Genomic DNA, 17,591 nt, shown 5'->3' with positions numbered 1-17,591 from the left:
AAACACATCAACAGATTAATGTCCAAATGCAGAAACATGAGCAGGCGATGGAAAAAACTAGAAAAAAGACTACAAAAATGGTATAACAAAAGAACAAACCAACTTAACGACTACATTGAAAAATTAACCTACAATCTAGTTAAAAAGTATGATACAATAGTCTTTGAAGAAAACTACTCTACTATCAAGATTTTAATTGGAGGGGAGGAAAACATGATGTTTCCTCTATCGCGATTCATAAAAAGATTAAAAGACAAATTTCAACTCTACAAACCCGAAGCAGACGGTGTACAATTCGTAAAAGCACATAACACAAGCAGAAGATGCCACCACTGCGGATACATAAACAAAGAGTTAAAAGTCAAAACACGCAACTGGAAATGTCGAAAATGCGGAAAAATACTTGATAGGGACACAAACGCAGCAATTAATATTCTAAACCGCTGGTTCAACGGAGATAGCCTGAAATAATACTTAAATTAACCATTATTAAGTGAAAAAAATTCAGGAATCCCCATCATCTATAGGATGGGGTGGTTCAACTTAATGGCCATAATGTTGCTTGCAGTGGCTCCTGTAGCGTATAGTGCGGATTTTGAAAACAGCACAATTCCAGGCCTAAACCTAACAACTGACATTGATTTGGCAATGAATGCTGCACAGAGTGAAAACAAGTCTGTAGCAATATTTTTTGATCAGGCCAGTTGCGCTTACTGCGACATGCTGAAAAGTAATGTTTTAAGCAATTCTGATGTTCAAAAGCAGTTGAATGAAAATTATGTAGTCCTTTTCGTTGACATCAATGAAAATCCTAAATTCGCCGATAAGTACCGGGTTTATGGAACTCCTATCATCAAGTTCATCGAGCCTAGCGGCAAGGTTACTCATGAAATCCATGGATATGTTGAGGCTGATGAATTTTTAAAGGAGCTTAAGGAGATATAAATGGAAATATTTCCTTTGATTTCCTTTTTTACAGGAGTAATCTCGATATTGTCTCCTTGCATACTGCCGGTAATACCCATATTCGTAGCTTTCAGCCTGAAAACAAAGTCAAAAAGGGAAATAGTATCATTTACCGTGGGATTGTTGAGCGTTTTTCTGGTTATAATACTTCTGACAGGATTTTTCACATACATTGTTTACTCATACATTTTCTATATAAGGATTTTGTCGGCGGTGCTTCTTCTTTTAATCGGAATTCTGATGCTTGTTGACTATTCATTTAGTTTCAGCGTTAAATTGCCGAAAGCGAGTGATGGGATTGTCGGTTCATTTGTTTTGGGATTCATAACATCAATATCATGGGCTCCGTGCTACAGCGCATATCTGATTTCTCTCATAACTCTTTTAGTGTCTTCCAGCAATGGGATGTATGCGGTTTTCAATATACTGTTATACTGTTTAGGCTTTGGATTGACATTATTCGTTTTAAGCCTTCTGATTTCAAAGGTAAATCTTGAAAAGCTGATTGGAAAAACAAAGCATATTCCAAAAATATTTGCTGTTTTAATAATTATCGGAGCAATCTATCTGTTTTGGGAGTCATTCAAGGTGATGATTTAGGGGATTGTCGGTTAATATTTTGTAAAAAAATTAATAATGATGAATTATAAATAGTTATCTTGGTGTAATTATGGCTAATTATGATACAGTAGAAAGCGCAAGGGAATTCTTTTATAAAGACAAATTTGCAGTAAATGCAGGCATAACATTGGATGAGTTGACAGAAGACAAGGCAATTTGCAGCTTAAAGATAACTGACGACCATAAGAATGCTTATGGCGGGGTAATGGGTGGTGTAATATTCACATTGGCCGATTTTGCATTTGCAGTCCTGTCAAATCAGATACACCAGCTGACCGTTGCTCAGCAGGTAAGCATCAATTATCTGTCTGCTCCAAAAGGCGAAAAACTGATTGCAGAGGCAACATGCCGTAAAAGCGGACGCACATCTTCAATCGTAATAGTCAATGTGTCCGATGACCTCGGACGTGATGTTGCCCAGTTTGTTGGAACTGGTTTTAAACTTTAAGTGAGTTTCCCCGAAACTCATATTATTCTTTTTCTTCAAATCCAAGAAACGTATTGATTTTTTTCATGCGGTCAAGGAGCTTGAAAAACTCCTTGTGTTTTACAATTCCTCCACTGGCAGGATTTATCTCAAACGCTTTTTTAAATGATTCTATAGCATCGCCTATATATCCTGTCCTGATAAACAGTTCGCCCTGGGCAAACCAGATTTCATCATATTCGGGGTTCATGTCCAGTGCCTTTTTAAAATAATCCCTTGAAGCTTTGAAGTTTTCCATTTCAAAGCTTTCGACAGCCTTCAGCATCATGTCATGGGATGTGAGTGTCACCTTGTATTTCTTTTTAATCAATTGTGATTTCAGATTAATTGCCGCCTTGTTTTTAGGGTCGATTTCAAAAACCAGATTGTAGCATTTCTCGGCTTCTTCAAATTCATTCAATTCAACCAGGTTTCTGCCTTTTGAAAGAAGCGATCCGATATGGTAGGGATGCTTTTTCAGTATCTCTTCAATGCAGTCCAGCGCTTCCCGGTGCCGTTTGTTTTTTTCAAGATAATAGGATTTTTGAAAAAGTGCGTTCACGTCTTTTGAATCGATTTTCAGTATTTCTTCGAGGACTTCCATCACTTCATCTGTCTTTTCTAGGAAGACCAATGCAGGTATCTTCAATATAAGAATTTCCTTTACTGTTTCACGTTTTAGAAGCTCATCGCATTCCTTTAGAAGTATCTCGTTGTATCCTTTTGATGTCGCATCGTCTCCAAGGACATGGTATATAAATGCAAGGTTATTCAGGACGCCAATGTTTTTGGGATCTTGTGCAAGGGCTTTCAGATACATGTTTCGTGCTTTATACAAATCTCCCTTTTTGAAGTATTTTTCAGCCTTTTCAATAGTCTTGTCCAGGGAATTGCCTCTAAACATATTGTGCCTCCTTTAGGTATTTTAGGATGTTGACTAATGCTATGAGGTTATTTGGATTTAGATTTAATAGTTCATTTGTTGTTTCAAGTGATTTATAGGGCTTGTTTAGTTGGTTAAGGGAGTGTATTTTGTATTGAAGCATCCTTTCATTTTTCGGATGTCTGTCACAGAGTTTTATGATGTTTCTGTGATAATTTTCAGCCTTTTTGTTTTGTTTTGTCATTTCATAAACCTGTGCGATTTCATTCATGCGTACTATATTTTCGAAATCAATATTGCTTTTATCTTGCATATTTTTCACCAATACTTTTTGTAATTACTTGTTATTTTCTTATTTGCTTTTAAATCTATGTATTGTCTTATTGCAATATTGTAATATGCTTATAATGGTTTTAAATTAAAATTATTATTATTTTTGGTATGGTTTTTTGATTTCAAAAACCATTTGTTTTATTAATGATGAAATCAATAACTATAAAGTGACTGATTAACAAGTCGTGAAAAATAGCAAATTCGGAGTTGCACTGCCGTAACTTCGAATTTTTTTATGAAAGTCTGATTGTTGTTAGTCGCAACATTAATGACATGATTTTCGAAAAATTTTTTCTGCCATTTTAATTTAAATTTCAATCAATTAAACTAAAGGTATTGCATGCACACTATATTTTAATTCAGTTAACATTCAATTTTTGCACTGTTCTCCTATTTTTTCAAAAATATTATTTCTGGTATCTACATCATAACATATAATTATCTAGTTTTCTAAAAACATTACTATGGAACTTATAGATGTAATGCTTAAGAGAAGAAGTACACGGAAATTCAATGACGAACCGGTAACAAGGGATGAACTGGACAAGATTCTCCATGCAGCTCTTCTTGCACCGACCAGCATGAACCGAAAGCCATGCAATTTCATGGTGGTTGAGAGGAAGGAGACCTTGATTGATTTGGCAAATTCTAAAGATCATGGTGCAGATTTAATCAAAGGCGCCGATAAGGCAATTGTCGTGGTTGCAGATACCATGATTGCCGATACCTGGATTGAAGACTCATCCATTGCCCTTACATATATGCACCTGATGGCTACAGAGCTTGGCCTTGGAAGCTGCTGGGTTCAGATTCATTTGAGGTCCAGGGATGGAAAAGATTCAGAGGAACTTGTCAGGGACATTCTGAAAATCGATGACCACTATAGGATAGTGGGCATCATGGCATTGGGACATTCCGATGACATTCCCCCTGCACATGAGCTTGCAGACATCGATAAAAACAAGGTTCATTTCCTGGTTTAGCTACTTTACACCCTTGACAAGTTACAAAATCTTTATTAATGTTTCAAATTAACATTTAATTAGAGGGATTAAAAATGCATGTTAAAGATTTATTGGATTATTTAGATATCAGAGTCAAATTGCCTCAGCATTGGTACTCAACAGACATCAGCAATGATTTTGAAGATGCAACTCTTTTGGAAAATGATGAAATAATCAAAATTGAGGCTGTTGGTGAGAAAAACACCAAACTGATAGTCATTGATGTGAATGATGGCATGAGCGTTGTCACAAAATTTCCAGACGGCAAGGTCATTGGCGTCAAGTACCTGGATAACAAGGATGATTTTGAATATATTGGAAAACCTTCCGAACTCTATTACTGATGAAAATATTTATATATTCTTTTAAATATAATCACAATTATACTATAGGAGGAATCAAATATGGTTGATAAAAAAGCTCCTGCAGATGGTTGGCCAGTAATTAGTGGCGACTATATTGTAGGAGATCCGGAAAGTCCAGTTGCAGTAACTACTCTTGCTTCCCACATTGAAGCTGAATTGTCAGGAGCAGCTATTGCAGGTCCATGTAAAACAGAAAATTTAGGTATTGAAAAGGTTGTAGCAAATATTATCTCAAATCCGAATATCAGATTCCTGATTTTGGCTGGTGCTGAAGTGCAAGGCCACATTACCGGTCAAAGTATTATGGCATTATATGAGAGCGGTGCAGACCCTGACAAAAAGAAAATTATTGGTGCTACAGGAGCTATTCCTTTCGTTGAAAATGTTCCTCTTGAAGGTATTGAAAGGTTCCAGCAACAGTTGGAAATTGTTGATTTGATTGATACTGAAGACATTGGAACAATCCAATCTAAAATCAATGAATGTGTTGAAAAGGACCCTGGTGCACTTGAAGCTGATCCTATTGTCATGGAAGTTGACGAAGAAGAAGAAAAAATGGTCATCGTTGACAAAAAAGGCAAAAAGGAAAAATCTGAGGCATAACTGTCTCAGAATATCTATTTTTTTTATTTTAATATATATTTAAGCTTTTTTTTCATTAATAGACTATTGTCTATTTTTTTCACTATTTTTATAATGTTCTTTTTTGAATTTTTTTTGCGAATGCACATATGCGATTTTGCACTTTTTTGCATTTTTTTAAAAAATACAAAAAACTTTATATATGTCCTAAAATAAATAATATTTTACAGCTTAACAACTGTAATTTTTTGAAAAACATAATTAAAATAGTTAAGTTTATATACTATAAAAATCAATGTATTATTGAAAAGTGCATAACTTTTCAAAAAATGCATTGACTGTTACTAAAAAATCACACCATTGTATTTTAAGGTGCATTATAAAAGAATAAGCGAGGTAATAATATGAACCCAAATATTAATTGGAGCGAAAAAGTTAAAGATTTAGACGAAACAATTAGAAAAGAGATTGGTATTGAAGAAGAAAACGAAGCTAAGCATATCTTAATCAAAGTTCAAACAAAGTCTGCTGAAGCAATTGAACCTGCATTCATTGTTGGGGAAGATGAAACATTCCTTGATTTGTTTGTCTTGTCCCCTCAAGGCCATGGTCTTACTTCAACAGCTGTGTTAAAGAATAACATTCAAAGTGTAGGAGTTATCGGAGGAGTCTCTGCTGAAAAAGTCGACCCTTCTGAAATTCCTGATGAAACACCGCTACTCGATGACGTAGCCGGTCTTTACCAATAAATTAGTTTTGGCTCACCACCAAAACTAATGCTCATTCAACCACCATCTTCAAATAACTTTCTTTGAAAGGGATTAACATGCAAAAGATTATACTTAATGACATGGCCGAAATATTTTCCGGCCTGTCATATAGACGTTACTTAGATGAAGACGGAGATGACTTCAAGGTCATTGTTCAAAGATCCATTAAAAGGGATGGGGAGCTATCTGATTTTGAAGAGATGTCTCTAAAAAGCAATATTAAGGAAAGGTATTTTACACAAAAAAACGACGTTTTGATGAAAATGACTTATCCGTATGATGTCGTCTGTGTAAAAGAGGAAAAACTTGTGATAAGTGATAGGATAGCAATAATAAGGCTTAAAGAAGGTTATGATCCTGAATTCATTGCGCATCTCCTGACCAATGCGCACATTAAAAAGCAACTCCATGAACTTGGAGGCAGCGGCAAGATGCCTCACACATCACTAAAAGAGATAAAACAACTTCAGATTATTGTTCCTGATTTCAAAACACAAAAGAGATATGGGGAACTTTTAAACACCATAAACGATAAGATCTTTGAGGATTTGCGTCAAGTGGAATATGACAGGCACCTTAAGGAAGCCATACTTAATGATTTATGGGGTGATGGCACATGAGGAATAGTAAATCCATAAATTATAAGATTCTGAGAATGCTGATGTCTCAATCAAGAGGATGTAAACTTCCTCCTGAAACAGACTACATTGTAATGTATGCATTTCTGTATAAATACTGCTCAGACACCATAAGAGATTTTTTACTGTTTGAATTAAGAGATAAGGAACTCACCATTGATGAAGCTTACAGGGATAAGGGATATCAGGAACATCTGCTTTTTGATTCACTCAAATTAAACGGTTTTTATATTAAAAGTTCAGAAGCTTTCATTGAGGAAGTCGTTAACAACAACTACTCAAAACCTGGTTTTTTACCGGATTTCTTAAAGATATTTCCTGAAAACATTGTATTCAGTTCCGAATATCATAATTCTGATTATTTTGATTATCTGTTCGCAACAATCGACAATGAAATAGACACATTCAAGTTCACAAGTGAAGAAGCTCACAATATCGGTGAGATAATTAACCTGATTTCACAGTTTGACGTATTCGATTCCGATTTTGAGTTCAGTGACGTATTTAATATAATTTCGGATTCCAACTTGATGCAAATCAGTTCAAATCCTGAATACATTAATCAAATCCTATCAAGGATAGTCCTGTCTGAGAAAAAAACCATTAACAGTGCCTATGATCCATTCATAAAGGATGGGGAATCTATAATGAAGTTATATGAAAGCATTGGGTATGGCCTGAAGTATTGCTACGGTAAGGATTCCCATAAGCGTAATTATTTTTACACTCTTGTAAAATTCTTCATAAACAATTTGCCGTTCAATGATGTGTTCTTAAAGAATGAGGATGCATTGGATTCAATAGACATTAATGGAGCCTCCTTTGATGTCATATTATCAAAAATTCCAATTGCAATAAAGAACTACTATTCATCAAATATCAATCAAAGCAGGGAAATTGCAAAAAGGAATAAGCGCAGCGAACTTGAAAGCCTGATTTTGGATAACTTTGGAATGGATGGGGATTCATTTAAGCAGGACAATGAATTGAATATCGCTTTGGAAAATCTTGTTGAAAAGATAAATCTTGAAAATGAGTTAGGTACTGATTTTGTAGGCGAATACGAATCACTTAAGGAAAGCGAATTCCTGTTTTTGCTAAATCTTGTTGACTCTCTAAAAGAGGATGGCATAATGGCAATAAGCATTTCCGAAAATTTCCTGTTTAAAAACTCCTTAGAAACTCTTAGAAAATATTTGACCTGCAAAAAAAACTATATTGACACTATAATCCGCATTCCAAATGAAATTGTCCGTTCAAGGCCGGAAGTGGTCATTGTATTTAAGAAAAACAGGACAAACAAAGATATTCTCTTCATTGACATGGCTGCAGATTATGAAACTCAAAGAAGCGGCAGGGCATATCCAGGACTGTTTAGAAAAAATATTGTTTTGGATAATAAGACAATGGCCAAAATGGAAAATGTGTATCTGAACAAACTGACAATTCCAAAATTTTCCAATCTGGTTTCCCTTGATGAAATAAAATGCAATGCTTTCAATTTGTCTGTTTCCCGTTATGTGGATACCTTTGAAGGCGAATTCATTTCACTTGATGAAGTGGCAGTTGAAAAACAGGAAATCGAATCAAATATAAAAAGTTTGAATGTTAAAATAGAAAAAATGATGGATGAATTAGATATCAGATTTTAAACTGATATCGTCATTAATCTCATCCTCAAACTTAATTTTTAACTTTGTAAAGTAAGATAAATGGACAATTTTATCTTTATATGAGTATAACGTTCCAAGACCATCATCATTTTCAAATTCAAAGGCTTCCTCAAGGCCGATGTTGTCTCTTTTTTCAAATGCTGAATTCAGTGCGTTTTGGATAACTCCTTTTGCGGCATCAACATTTATTGTAAATGTTTCATTTTCAACTTTTGAGTCAATCAGATAGCTTTTCAATATCTTTTCATGAAATTCCTTGTAAATTTCAGGGTTTAAGAATAATTCAAAGCCTTTGATTTCTCCATTTACAATGATGAGAACACCATTCTGCCCAGGTTCAACATGGAACTCTTTTATTATCTTGTTGTGATCTATTTTCAGGTGTTCATAGCTCTCTTCCATTGCGCAGGTAGGGGAGGCAAAATCGTTTTCAACCTCCAGGCTATTGATGGATGACCAGATGACATTCTGAAATGAGCCTGAGTTTCTTGAGGCATATTCCTTTGCCCGTCTTGTGTTATAGTTTGCAATATACTTTGATTGCTTGAATTCACTTTTATATGCCCATCTTCCCTTTTCAGTGCAGCTTACAGGTATTTTCATATGGCTTTTCGCATTGACCAGGATGGTGGAATTGACGAGACGGTTCTGGTCTCCTCCAACAATCTCTTCACCATCAATCAGGATTAGGGGAACAACTGAATTGTTTTTAACAATTACCGTATTCACTGTGGATGTTTCACATTCCTTGACTTCGACAAGTCCCAATTCAAGGCCTTTTTTAAGGGTCAACAGGTCAATGTATGATTTTTCAGTTTTTAATGGAATTACTGCAAGGTTTTCATGTACCTGCGGATTTAAGAGTTCAATATCATTTTCAATTGCCATCATTTTCATCATCTTCAGTAGTGTTTTTTAATGTATTCGATATCCAATTCTGCAGGGTTTTCGCTTAAATAATGAACGTCACTTTCAGGATTTTCAATTTCTTCTATGAATTCGTCAGATGTCAATACTTTTGCTATTGCGTTGTGGTCAGTTATGAATTTGATTCGGGCGAAATATTCGTCTTCAATTTTGTCATAAACCCTTCCTGAACTCATGCATCCTTTTATAACTGAATTGACGCTGTTTGCAAGATATCCTATTTTCCCAAAATATCTCATTTCGCAGGCTATTGCCTCTGCATCATATTTGTTGTCCGGTTCCTTAACTAGTTTGACTATTCCATCCAATCTCAGGGGTTTTGAGCCATGAAATTTGTTAAATGCAATGATTGTTATATACACATTTTCACCTCTTGTATTTAAATTGTGTCAATCTCTTTGATAAGGTTTTTGTCAATGGTCTTTGGTGGTCAAAAAAATAAGAAAAATGGTAGTAGATTATAATCTACTAACTTTGATTAATGATTCAACAGGTATGCCTTCAATTTCTGAAAGCCCTGCCTTATCGATTAGTACGGTAACACAAGTAGGTTCTCCTCCAAGGTCTTTAACGGTATGGATTACCTCTTTTGCGGTTGTTCCACTTGTGATTACATCGTCAACTATAACAACTTTCTTGCCTTCGACACTTGCGAAGTTGGTACTCATTGTACCTTCGTCATCACTTTCATCGGCATCCTTTCTGTGTTTGTGAGGGTGGAAAATTGCCAATGAAGTATCTTCACCGGTCATGTCTTCAATCAGGTCTGCCATTACGGTCGCAAATGGAATTCCGCTGACTGCAATACCGACAACTGTGTCAACATCTCCATGTGATAATGCCATATCACTTAAAGCGCCTGAAACGTAACTTAAACGGGTGGAATTTCCACCAATGCTTTTCCAATTGATAGCAAAGTCAACTGGTGCTTCAGCTTTTACCTCTTCTGTTTTTTGGAGAGTTAACCATCTGGCGGTATCCATACTAACATTAAGTTCATCAGCTATCTCACCGGTTGTAAATCCGTGTTGCCTTAGTTCTTGAGCTTTTTGAATTAATTTTTCTTTCACATTATCACCTATTCGAGTTGTTCAAAACTAATTGGTTTATGTTCTTTGGAGGATCTGTTCGCAGCAATAACCATTTTAAGAGCTTTGAGTCCATCTTCACCAGTGATTTCTGGCTCTTCATTGTTCATCACTGCTTTTAAGAATGAATTTAATTCGCTTTTGAGAGGTTCTTCATGCTTGATTTGAATGTCTTGCGCAAATTTACCATATACTTCAATACTTTGTTTGATGTAGTCTACAGATATGATTCCTGCGGTACCTGTAAGCTCTAACTCTCTACGCTTATATGGTGTAAGCCAGTTCACTTCAATGATTCCAGTTGATTCGTTGTCAAAGTTAACCATTATCTCTGCATGGTCTTCAAATTCGCTGTCGTCAAAACTGCAGTTCATTGAACCGTAAACCTGGGTAACTTCCTCTTCAAATAAATAATTCATAATGTCTAAATCGTGAATAGCTAAATCTATTGAAACACCAACGTCCTTGATTCTTGGTGGAAGTGGTCCTACTCTTTTTGCAAATGCAGATACGACATCACCAATGACTCCATCGTCAATAAGTTCCTTAGCTTTTTGAACAGCAGGGTTGAATCTTTCAACATGTCCTGTTGCAAGCAGTACTCCAGCTTCCTTAGCTGCTGCAATCATTTCTTCGGCCTCTTCAACTGTAAATGCAATAGGTTTTTCTACAAGAACATGTTTTCCATTCTTGATAGCTTCCATTACCACTGCATGGTGGAATGTGGTTGGCACACATACGCTTACAGCTTCAATCTCAGGATTTTCTAATAGTTCACTATAGTCTGTAAAACCTTTGGCACCATATTTCTTTTCAATTTTTTTAAGTGCTCTTTCGCTCACATCGCTTACAGCGAGTAAATTTGCTTCTTCCATTTTGTGGTAGACACGAACATGGTTTTCACCCATCGCTCCTACTCCGACAACTCCTACGTTAATAGTTTTCAATTTAATTCCTCCGTTTAAACATAATCTGTGAAAATTTTTCCGATGCGTCTGCCAAGTTCAACTGCATCCTTGATGGATCCTTTTTCACTTTGCTCTTTAAGGATTTCTCCTTCTTTAGTCAATAATATTGAGTAAATATTAAATTTATCGTTATTCATTTGTGCTATTGAACCGATTGGCCATTGGCAGCCGACGCCAAGTTCTTCCAGCACTTTCTTTTCTGCAAATACTTCTTGCATTGAAATGTAATCATTCAATTTGGATATTTTCTCTTTTATTTCACTATCCTTACGGGTAATTATTGCCAATGCGCCCTGACCTGCAGGTGGAGTAATATAATCTAGTGGAAATACATTTTTGATGTATTGGGTTAGATTTAACCTCTTTAAACCTGCCTGTGCCATTATGGTGGCATCCAGGTCGCTTTCCAGAGCTTTTTGAATTCTGGTTTCAATATTTCCCCTGATAGGTTTGAGTTCAAATTCTTTATTATAATGATTACAAAAGGCTTCTCTTCTAAGACTGCTTGTTCCAAGTTTTGAACCGGGACCCAAGTCATTCCAGTCTTTTTTAGAGATCAGCACTTCATTTGGAGATTCACGTTTTGGAACCGCTACGATTTCCAAATCCTCATCTAGTTCGGTTGGTAAATCTTTGAAGCTGTGCACGGTAAAATCGACTTCTTCCTCCAGAAGGGCAATATCTAATTCCTTGGTAAAGAGTCCCTTTGAATCCATGTTGTATAATTGGGAGGTAGTAATTTTATCTCCTTTTGTTTTAATAATTTCAACATCAATAGATTCTCCGGTTATTTTAGATAAATCGGCACATACTTGATTTGTTTGTGCTAAAGCCAATTGACTACCGCGTGTTCCTACAATCATTAATTATCTCCATTTGAATGTTTTCTTTTATAAGTACAACCTTATAAGATTTTGTTACATTATTAATTTTTAGAATTAATCTATATTAAATGTTTCAATTTTTTGAAAAATTTATCTTTGTGAAAGTTTGCGGTAATCTGACCTATAAATGAAAAGAAGGTTTTTATTATTTTTTATAGCTAAATCATAAACGTCGCAATAGTCTTTGAAGTATTGAGTTTTTTTAGTTAATTTTGGCTCAATTGACAATCCCAATTCACCGGTCAGAATTATATCGGTGTTTAGTGTGTTTAAAAAATCAGACAGTTTTTCTTCATCAATCTCTTCACAGGTAATTCCGTAGTCTCCTCCAATTGAGATATAATAATCCTTCAGGTCCTGAATCATGTTGACGGATTCCTTTATGGCCTCAGTATTCAATCCAGGATTGATCTCTTCAATAATGGTGGAATTTACGATTGTTCTTTTTGTGGTTCTGCCCGGTATGCCCTTGTAATTTTTAAGGCCTTCCATTATTTTTTCCGAATCGATTTCTAGGCTGAGGCAGGTCAATACCACTCCCAAAACATTGCTTACGTGGTGTGGTCCCGGAGCAAATGTTTTCACTTGCATTTCACCGGAAATGACATTGTCATTTATTGTTTTTACCTCATTATATGTGATTTCCAGGACAGTCTGGTCAAGGCCGTATTCGACATCGCTAACGAACAGGTTTGCCTTATCGTCAGTCAGGGAAAATGAATTGGTCTTTTCATGTTTGACCTCGTGATAGTATTTGTCCAGAGCCTCCTTTTGAATGCATACGCATCTGCATCGGAATACCTGCTTTTTGGCCTCACTGGCAGTGCTTCTGCCCTTTGCAATAGGATAATTTTCAACGATGTTCAATAAAAGCCCGACATCTCCAATTCCGCTCACTCCCAAAGATGATTCAAAGATTGCGGAGTTGTATTTTCTCAGGTTTTCACTCACAACTGTGCCCTCGGCTATTTTGCAGATGGGATTGGCTATTTTATATGCCAAATCAATTGTTTCTTTGATGTTTGCAGGGGCAATTGAAATATCTTTTTTTAGGATAATCTCCTTTTTATTTTCATATAGCAGCGCTCCAAGGCTGGACAATATCAATGGGTTTTCGTCAATAAGGATTTCCTTAAGCATAAAAGCGGAAGTTGTTTTTCCCTTAACTCCGGTTATTTCAACTTTTGGGATATCCTCTCCCCAGTCCTTAAGGATTTCACAAATGATTTCATGATGGCTTTGGAAAGTGTAGTTAAGGTTCGGATTGAATGATTCTATTTCATCAAAGCTTAAAGGCATGTGTATGGGATAGATTATATTCATATCTCCTTTAAAATCACTCAATTCTTCCAGCTGGATTAATTCAACGCCATATACCTCAAGCATTTTGGCATCGATGCCTTTCAGCGTATTGTACAAATCATAAGCAAGAACATTTTTATCCTTTTTGGCTAAACTGATGGCTATTTTTACTCCGCCATGTGTCAAATCAATTACCAGATTGTTCATTGTCGCACCTAGGAGGATTTTTTGATTCCGCCTTCGTTTAATTTATCTTTAACTTTTTCATAGAAGTATTTGGTTGAAGTTCTAATGAAAAGAGCATCTTTAGGGGATTTCTTAAATTTGATTTCTTCCTCATATTTTGCCTCTTCATTGATTTGGCCGTCCATAACGAATACTGCATTTTTACCTTTTTTAAGTAATTTGACAGTGATTTCACTGTTGTCGGACACGACAAACGGTCTGGCTCCCAGTTTGTATGGGCAAATAGGATTTATGATGAATCCTGCAACTTTCGGATCCACAATAGGTCCTCCGGCAGACATTGAATATGCTGTTGAACCGCTTGGTGTTGAAATGATTAGTCCGTCGGCTCTCACCTCTTCAATGATTTCTCCATCGACCAATATCTGGAAATGGAGCATTTTTGCAGGCTTGTCTGTCATCACCACAACTTCGTTCATGGCCTTGAAGTTGTGATTTTCGTGGGATACAATAAGTCGTGTTCTTTTTTCTTTATAGTATTCTCCCTTCATGATTTCTTCCAATGCTTCAAAGGTATGTTTGACTTCGATTTCTGTTAAGAATCCAACTGTACCCATGTTGATTCCAAATAATGGAATGTTATTTTGCATTTTATTGTGTGCCCTTAGAAGTGTTCCGTCACCTCCCAAAATCAGGGCCATGTCACAGTCAAAATCATATAGGTTCATTGATATCTTTTCGTAGTCAATGTTGAAGTTGATGTCATCCAGCATCGGTGCGATTTCAGGATATTTCTCTTTGCTTTCCAGAATTATTTTATTCAAGTCAGGATTTTCCTTTAATTTAACCAGTTCATGCACCAGTTGATTTTCTATAATTACTTCACGACCATTTGTAAGCAGGTAATCAATTATTTTTGCGGCAAATACGATTGGTGGGGTCTGATCGATTCTTGATATGATTCCGATTTTGCCGATTATGTCCGCTTGATTATCATTCAGTATGTCAATCATTTGCTTGTGCATTATTTCATTGTTTGCAGCAACAACGATTGCCTTTTCATAAATGCTCAATACGTTATTGAGTTTTTGACCGTATTTGTCGGTTATGATTCCTCCGGCTTCCTCAACTATCAGTTTTCCGGCTGCAATATCAATAATCCTACTTCCTCTCAAATCAAGAAATGCATCATATTTTCCGCTTGCAACATAGGAAAGCTCTAAAGCTACGCTTCCTAAAACCCTCATACGACGTGCACTGTCAACAAGCTTTGAAGCTTCTGAAGTTCCAGATTTTGTGAAACCTCCAAGTGTCATCTGATTGATTTTTATGACTTTGCTCGGTTCGACTTTTTCATTGTTCAGCCTACATCCTTTGCCTTTTTCGGCTTCAAAAAAGTTACCGTTTGCCAAATTGTATAAAAATCCTAGTTCGACGTCATTAATTGTTGCAGCGCGTCCCTGATTCACTTCAGCAACTGCAATGGAAATGGCATATGCAGGGATTTCTTTTGTTGCATTGGTTGTTCCGTCAACTGGATCAATTAAAAAAATGAATTTTGGAGTTTCCTCTTCATCCAAATCAGTACGTTTTAGCTCTTGGATTAAGTTAACTTTTCTATTCTTTCCTTTTCCTAATTTGACTTCTCCAATTTCTTCACTGACTAGGTATGAGTAGACATCTGCATTTTTCAAGATGGTAACAATTTTTTCTTCTGCTATCTGGTCTATGAAAGATGTGGGGGTTCCGTCAGCACCAGTCTTCACTTCTGCACCTGCAAGTTCTGTTCCGGCGTATTCCCTTACTGCAGGTCCGACTTCCTTAATCATTTTGTTTGCTAATCTTCTGGCGATTTTCCTGGTTTTGTCATCCATGTTTTCATTCCTCCACGATGTCGTCATTCAAATAAACTACTGAGGATATGCATGATGCAATGTTTTCAACTTTTGTAGTTGAATATTCGATTATCAAGTCTTTTATTTCAACTTCACGCTTATCCATCATGTATTTTACCATTTCTTTAGCTTCATCAATTATTTCCTCGCTGTTCTTGTTGATTCCGGTTGTCTCAACTACACAGCCCAATTCCTCTCCGATAGCTACCGCAATAACAGCAATAATTTCATCTCCCGGATTGTCTGAAGTGACTTCTGATAAGACACAGTTCACCATTGCTCCCGCTTTTAGTTTAGGCAACTTTTGGATTTCAGCATTGCCTGCAAGCATGCTGGATACCTTTATCAGGTTTACATCTCCAATTCCCGCATTGCTTAGTGCATTATCAAAGGCATTTAATTTTGTTGGCCCTTCATCTTTTCCAGAAACTATTGCTATTTTCATTTTATCACAAGTTTTAATATGTTGTTTAATGTATTTAAATAATTTAAAATTTTTAATTTATTTGATATTTTTGAAATATATTTTTTTTTGATATCTTTAAACGAATACTTTATATAAAATGGAAAAGATAATTTATATTAATCTAATAATATTCCTTATTATAAGATTAAAAACCGGTTTTTAAAAAAATGGAGGAAAATTAATGTCAACAAAAGTTGTAGAAATTAAAACATTAAAAGTTGGAAAATACATTGTTTTAGGAGGAGAAGCTTGTAAAATCATTAGTTACACCACTTCATCTCCTGGTAAACACGGAGCTGCAAAAGCAAGAATTGAAGCAGTAGGTGTTTTCGATAATCAAAAAAGAAGTCTTGTAAAACCTGTAGATAACAAAGTTGATATTCCTATTATCGACAAAAGATTAGGACAAGTAATCTCTATCCAAGGCGACAACGTACAAATCATGGATATGGAAAACTATGATACCATTGACTTACCAATGCCTGAAGACTTAAAAGATGCAATCGTTGAAGGTATTGAAGTAGAATACATTGTTGCTATGGGAAATATGAAAATTATGAGAACTAGAGGATCATAAGTTCTCTTTTTTTATTTTTCCTTTTTTTTAGATTAATTATGCTTTTAAATACCTATGAACCATGGAAATTTGCATTTTCTTGTGAAAATGATGAAATAACTGAAAATTCATTTGGAATTATCGGAGTTCCATTTGACAGCACTACTTCTTATCACTCCGGTTCACGTTTAGGACCAATTGTTGTTCGTGAAGCTTCATTTGGTTTTGAAAAATATAATACTGTTTTTAATAAAGATTTAACAACTCGTTTTCATGATTTCGGGGATGTAAACGTTGTTCCCGGCAACTGTGAGGAAACTTGCAGGATAGTTGAGGACACAGTCAATGAAATTTTGGACTTGAACATCAGGCCGATAATTATAGGCGGTGAGCATTCCGCATCCATCGGAGCCATCAAAGCACTGATTAAAAGATTTGGAAAACTGACAGTGGTACACCTGGATGCCCACAGGGATTTGGCCTTTGAGTTTATCGGTGAAAAGTATTCCCATGCGACTGTAATGAGAAGGGCTCATGAAATGGGAGTTGATTTGGTTCAAATAGGAATCAGATCCTCTTCGGCTGATGAAAATGAATTTGTAAAATCAACCTATAATATCCAAACATTCAAGAATAAGGATGTCCACAAGCATATGGATGCCATCGAGTATTTCCTGATAAATATTGACGGACCTATTTACATCTCAATAGATATGGATGTTATCGACCCGGCTATTGCTCCGAACGTTGGCAATCCTACTCCTGGAGGACTGTTCATTTCTGAAATCGAGGCAATCATCGAAACTTTGGCCCATAAGAATGTTGTAGGATTTGATGTTGTCGAAACTGCTGCTGACAGGCTAGGAGACAGCACTGCAGTTGTTGCGGCGAAAATCATTTATGATTTTTTAACATTGGCTGAATAATTCTGATGCAAAATTAGGATAAATTTAATACTGCTTTTTTTAAAATAATATTATAGGAATTAAATTTATTCTGATGGTTATATGTTGGACAA

General features: G+C 35.8%; 21 protein-coding genes and 1 pseudogene. 12 read left to right on the top strand and 10 right to left on the bottom strand.

Annotation, left to right across the window (positions count from 1 at the left end):
• The 4 genes from QZN27_RS04205 to QZN27_RS04190 form a co-directional block, all read left to right on the top strand.
• The coding region (locus QZN27_RS04205; protein ID WP_296784123.1) for a transposase at window positions 1-471 on the top strand (471 nt) is incomplete at its 5' end.
• A gap of 75 nt (window positions 472-546) precedes the next feature.
• Window positions 547-945, top strand: coding sequence for a thioredoxin family protein (locus tag QZN27_RS04200; protein WP_296784120.1), 399 nt, complete (start codon window positions 547-549; stop codon window positions 943-945).
• Entirely contained in the window at window positions 946-1,566 is a 621-nt protein-coding gene (locus QZN27_RS04195) for a cytochrome c biogenesis CcdA family protein (protein WP_296784117.1), read from the top strand.
• A 70-nt stretch (window positions 1,567-1,636) separates the two neighbouring features.
• Complete coding sequence (locus QZN27_RS04190) at window positions 1,637-2,035, top strand: PaaI family thioesterase (protein WP_296784114.1); 399 nt, start codon at window positions 1,637-1,639, stop codon at window positions 2,033-2,035.
• Between the two features lie 22 nt (window positions 2,036-2,057).
• Here the strand turns inward: QZN27_RS04190 and QZN27_RS04185 are convergent, their stop codons facing one another.
• Complete coding sequence (locus QZN27_RS04185; protein WP_296784112.1) at window positions 2,058-2,957, bottom strand: lipopolysaccharide assembly protein LapB; 900 nt, start codon at window positions 2,955-2,957, stop codon at window positions 2,058-2,060.
• Window positions 2,950-3,249 (bottom strand): hypothetical protein, encoded by a 300-nt coding sequence (locus QZN27_RS04180; protein ID WP_296784110.1) that lies wholly within the window; start codon window positions 3,247-3,249, stop codon window positions 2,950-2,952. The genes QZN27_RS04185 and QZN27_RS04180 overlap by 8 nt, the downstream gene beginning before the upstream one ends.
• A gap of 484 nt (window positions 3,250-3,733) precedes the next feature.
• Between QZN27_RS04180 and QZN27_RS04175 the strand changes: the two genes are divergently transcribed.
• The 6 genes and pseudogenes from QZN27_RS04175 to QZN27_RS04150 all read left to right on the top strand — a co-directional run bounded on the left by QZN27_RS04175 (window position 3,734) and on the right by QZN27_RS04150 (window position 8,280).
• Entirely contained in the window at window positions 3,734-4,252 is a 519-nt protein-coding gene (locus QZN27_RS04175) for a nitroreductase family protein (protein WP_296784107.1), read from the top strand.
• A 74-nt stretch (window positions 4,253-4,326) separates the two neighbouring features.
• Window positions 4,327-4,617: a hypothetical protein gene (locus QZN27_RS04170; protein ID WP_296784104.1), complete on the top strand. Its 291-nt coding sequence runs from the start codon at window positions 4,327-4,329 to the stop codon at window positions 4,615-4,617.
• 60 nt (window positions 4,618-4,677) lie between these two features.
• Window positions 4,678-5,193: pseudogene (gene mtrA / locus QZN27_RS04165) on the top strand (tetrahydromethanopterin S-methyltransferase subunit A); the annotation flags it as partial.
• A gap of 431 nt (window positions 5,194-5,624) precedes the next feature.
• Window positions 5,625-5,969: a hypothetical protein gene (locus QZN27_RS04160; protein WP_296784098.1), complete on the top strand. Its 345-nt coding sequence runs from the start codon at window positions 5,625-5,627 to the stop codon at window positions 5,967-5,969.
• A 77-nt stretch (window positions 5,970-6,046) separates the two neighbouring features.
• The gene (locus QZN27_RS04155; RefSeq protein ID WP_296784095.1) at window positions 6,047-6,610 is read left to right on the top strand and encodes a restriction endonuclease subunit S; all 564 of its coding nucleotides are present in this window, start codon (window positions 6,047-6,049) and stop codon (window positions 6,608-6,610) included.
• Window positions 6,607-8,280, top strand: a complete 1,674-nt coding sequence (locus QZN27_RS04150; protein WP_296784092.1) for an N-6 DNA methylase — start codon at window positions 6,607-6,609, stop codon at window positions 8,278-8,280. Before QZN27_RS04155 ends, QZN27_RS04150 begins: the two co-directional genes overlap by 4 nt.
• Here QZN27_RS04150 and QZN27_RS04145 read toward each other — a convergent pair.
• The 8 genes from QZN27_RS04145 to QZN27_RS04110 all read right to left on the bottom strand — a co-directional run bounded on the left by QZN27_RS04145 (window position 8,263) and on the right by QZN27_RS04110 (window position 15,996).
• Window positions 8,263-9,192, bottom strand: a complete 930-nt coding sequence (locus QZN27_RS04145) for an ARPP-1 family domain-containing protein (protein WP_296784090.1) — start codon at window positions 9,190-9,192, stop codon at window positions 8,263-8,265. The two genes, QZN27_RS04150 and QZN27_RS04145, sit on opposite strands and share 18 nt — an antisense overlap.
• 11 nt (window positions 9,193-9,203) lie before the next feature.
• On the bottom strand, window positions 9,204-9,590 hold the full coding sequence (locus QZN27_RS04140) for an HIRAN domain-containing protein (protein WP_296784088.1): 387 nt from the start codon (window positions 9,588-9,590) through the stop codon (window positions 9,204-9,206).
• A 96-nt stretch (window positions 9,591-9,686) separates the two neighbouring features.
• On the bottom strand, window positions 9,687-10,298 hold the full coding sequence (locus tag QZN27_RS04135; RefSeq protein ID WP_296784085.1) for an orotate phosphoribosyltransferase-like protein: 612 nt from the start codon (window positions 10,296-10,298) through the stop codon (window positions 9,687-9,689).
• A gap of 8 nt (window positions 10,299-10,306) precedes the next feature.
• Entirely contained in the window at window positions 10,307-11,263 is a 957-nt protein-coding gene (locus QZN27_RS04130) for a Gfo/Idh/MocA family protein (protein ID WP_296784083.1), read from the bottom strand.
• A gap of 14 nt (window positions 11,264-11,277) precedes the next feature.
• Window positions 11,278-12,147 carry a hydroxymethylbilane synthase gene (hemC, locus tag QZN27_RS04125; protein WP_296784080.1) on the bottom strand — a complete coding sequence of 290 codons (870 nt, stop codon included), beginning with the start codon at window positions 12,145-12,147 and terminating at the stop codon, window positions 11,278-11,280.
• Window positions 12,148-12,258: 111 nt separating this feature from the next.
• On the bottom strand, window positions 12,259-13,677 hold the full coding sequence (gene cfbE / locus QZN27_RS04120) for a coenzyme F430 synthase (protein ID WP_296784077.1): 1,419 nt from the start codon (window positions 13,675-13,677) through the stop codon (window positions 12,259-12,261).
• Window positions 13,678-13,685: 8 nt separating this feature from the next.
• Window positions 13,686-15,530 carry a bifunctional NADP phosphatase/NAD kinase gene (locus QZN27_RS04115; protein WP_296784075.1) on the bottom strand — a complete coding sequence of 615 codons (1,845 nt, stop codon included), beginning with the start codon at window positions 15,528-15,530 and terminating at the stop codon, window positions 13,686-13,688.
• 4 nt (window positions 15,531-15,534) lie between these two features.
• Window positions 15,535-15,996, bottom strand: a complete 462-nt coding sequence (locus QZN27_RS04110) for a pyruvoyl-dependent arginine decarboxylase (protein ID WP_296784073.1) — start codon at window positions 15,994-15,996, stop codon at window positions 15,535-15,537.
• Between the two features lie 202 nt (window positions 15,997-16,198).
• Between QZN27_RS04110 and QZN27_RS04105 the strand changes: the two genes are divergently transcribed.
• Window positions 16,199-16,594, top strand: coding sequence for a translation initiation factor IF-5A (locus QZN27_RS04105; RefSeq protein WP_292604345.1), 396 nt, complete (start codon window positions 16,199-16,201; stop codon window positions 16,592-16,594).
• A 38-nt stretch (window positions 16,595-16,632) separates the two neighbouring features.
• A complete protein-coding gene (gene speB / locus QZN27_RS04100) occupies window positions 16,633-17,499 on the top strand; it encodes an agmatinase (RefSeq protein WP_296784071.1) in 867 nt (288 codons plus the stop codon).
• Window positions 17,500-17,591: the final 92 nt, after the last annotated feature.

The organism is uncultured Methanobrevibacter sp. (assembly GCF_900316895.1).
GTDB lineage: Archaea > Methanobacteriota > Methanobacteria > Methanobacteriales > Methanobacteriaceae > Methanocatella.
The sequence above is the reverse complement of the archived record's forward strand: the minus strand, read 5'-3'. Positions and strand labels throughout refer to the sequence as shown.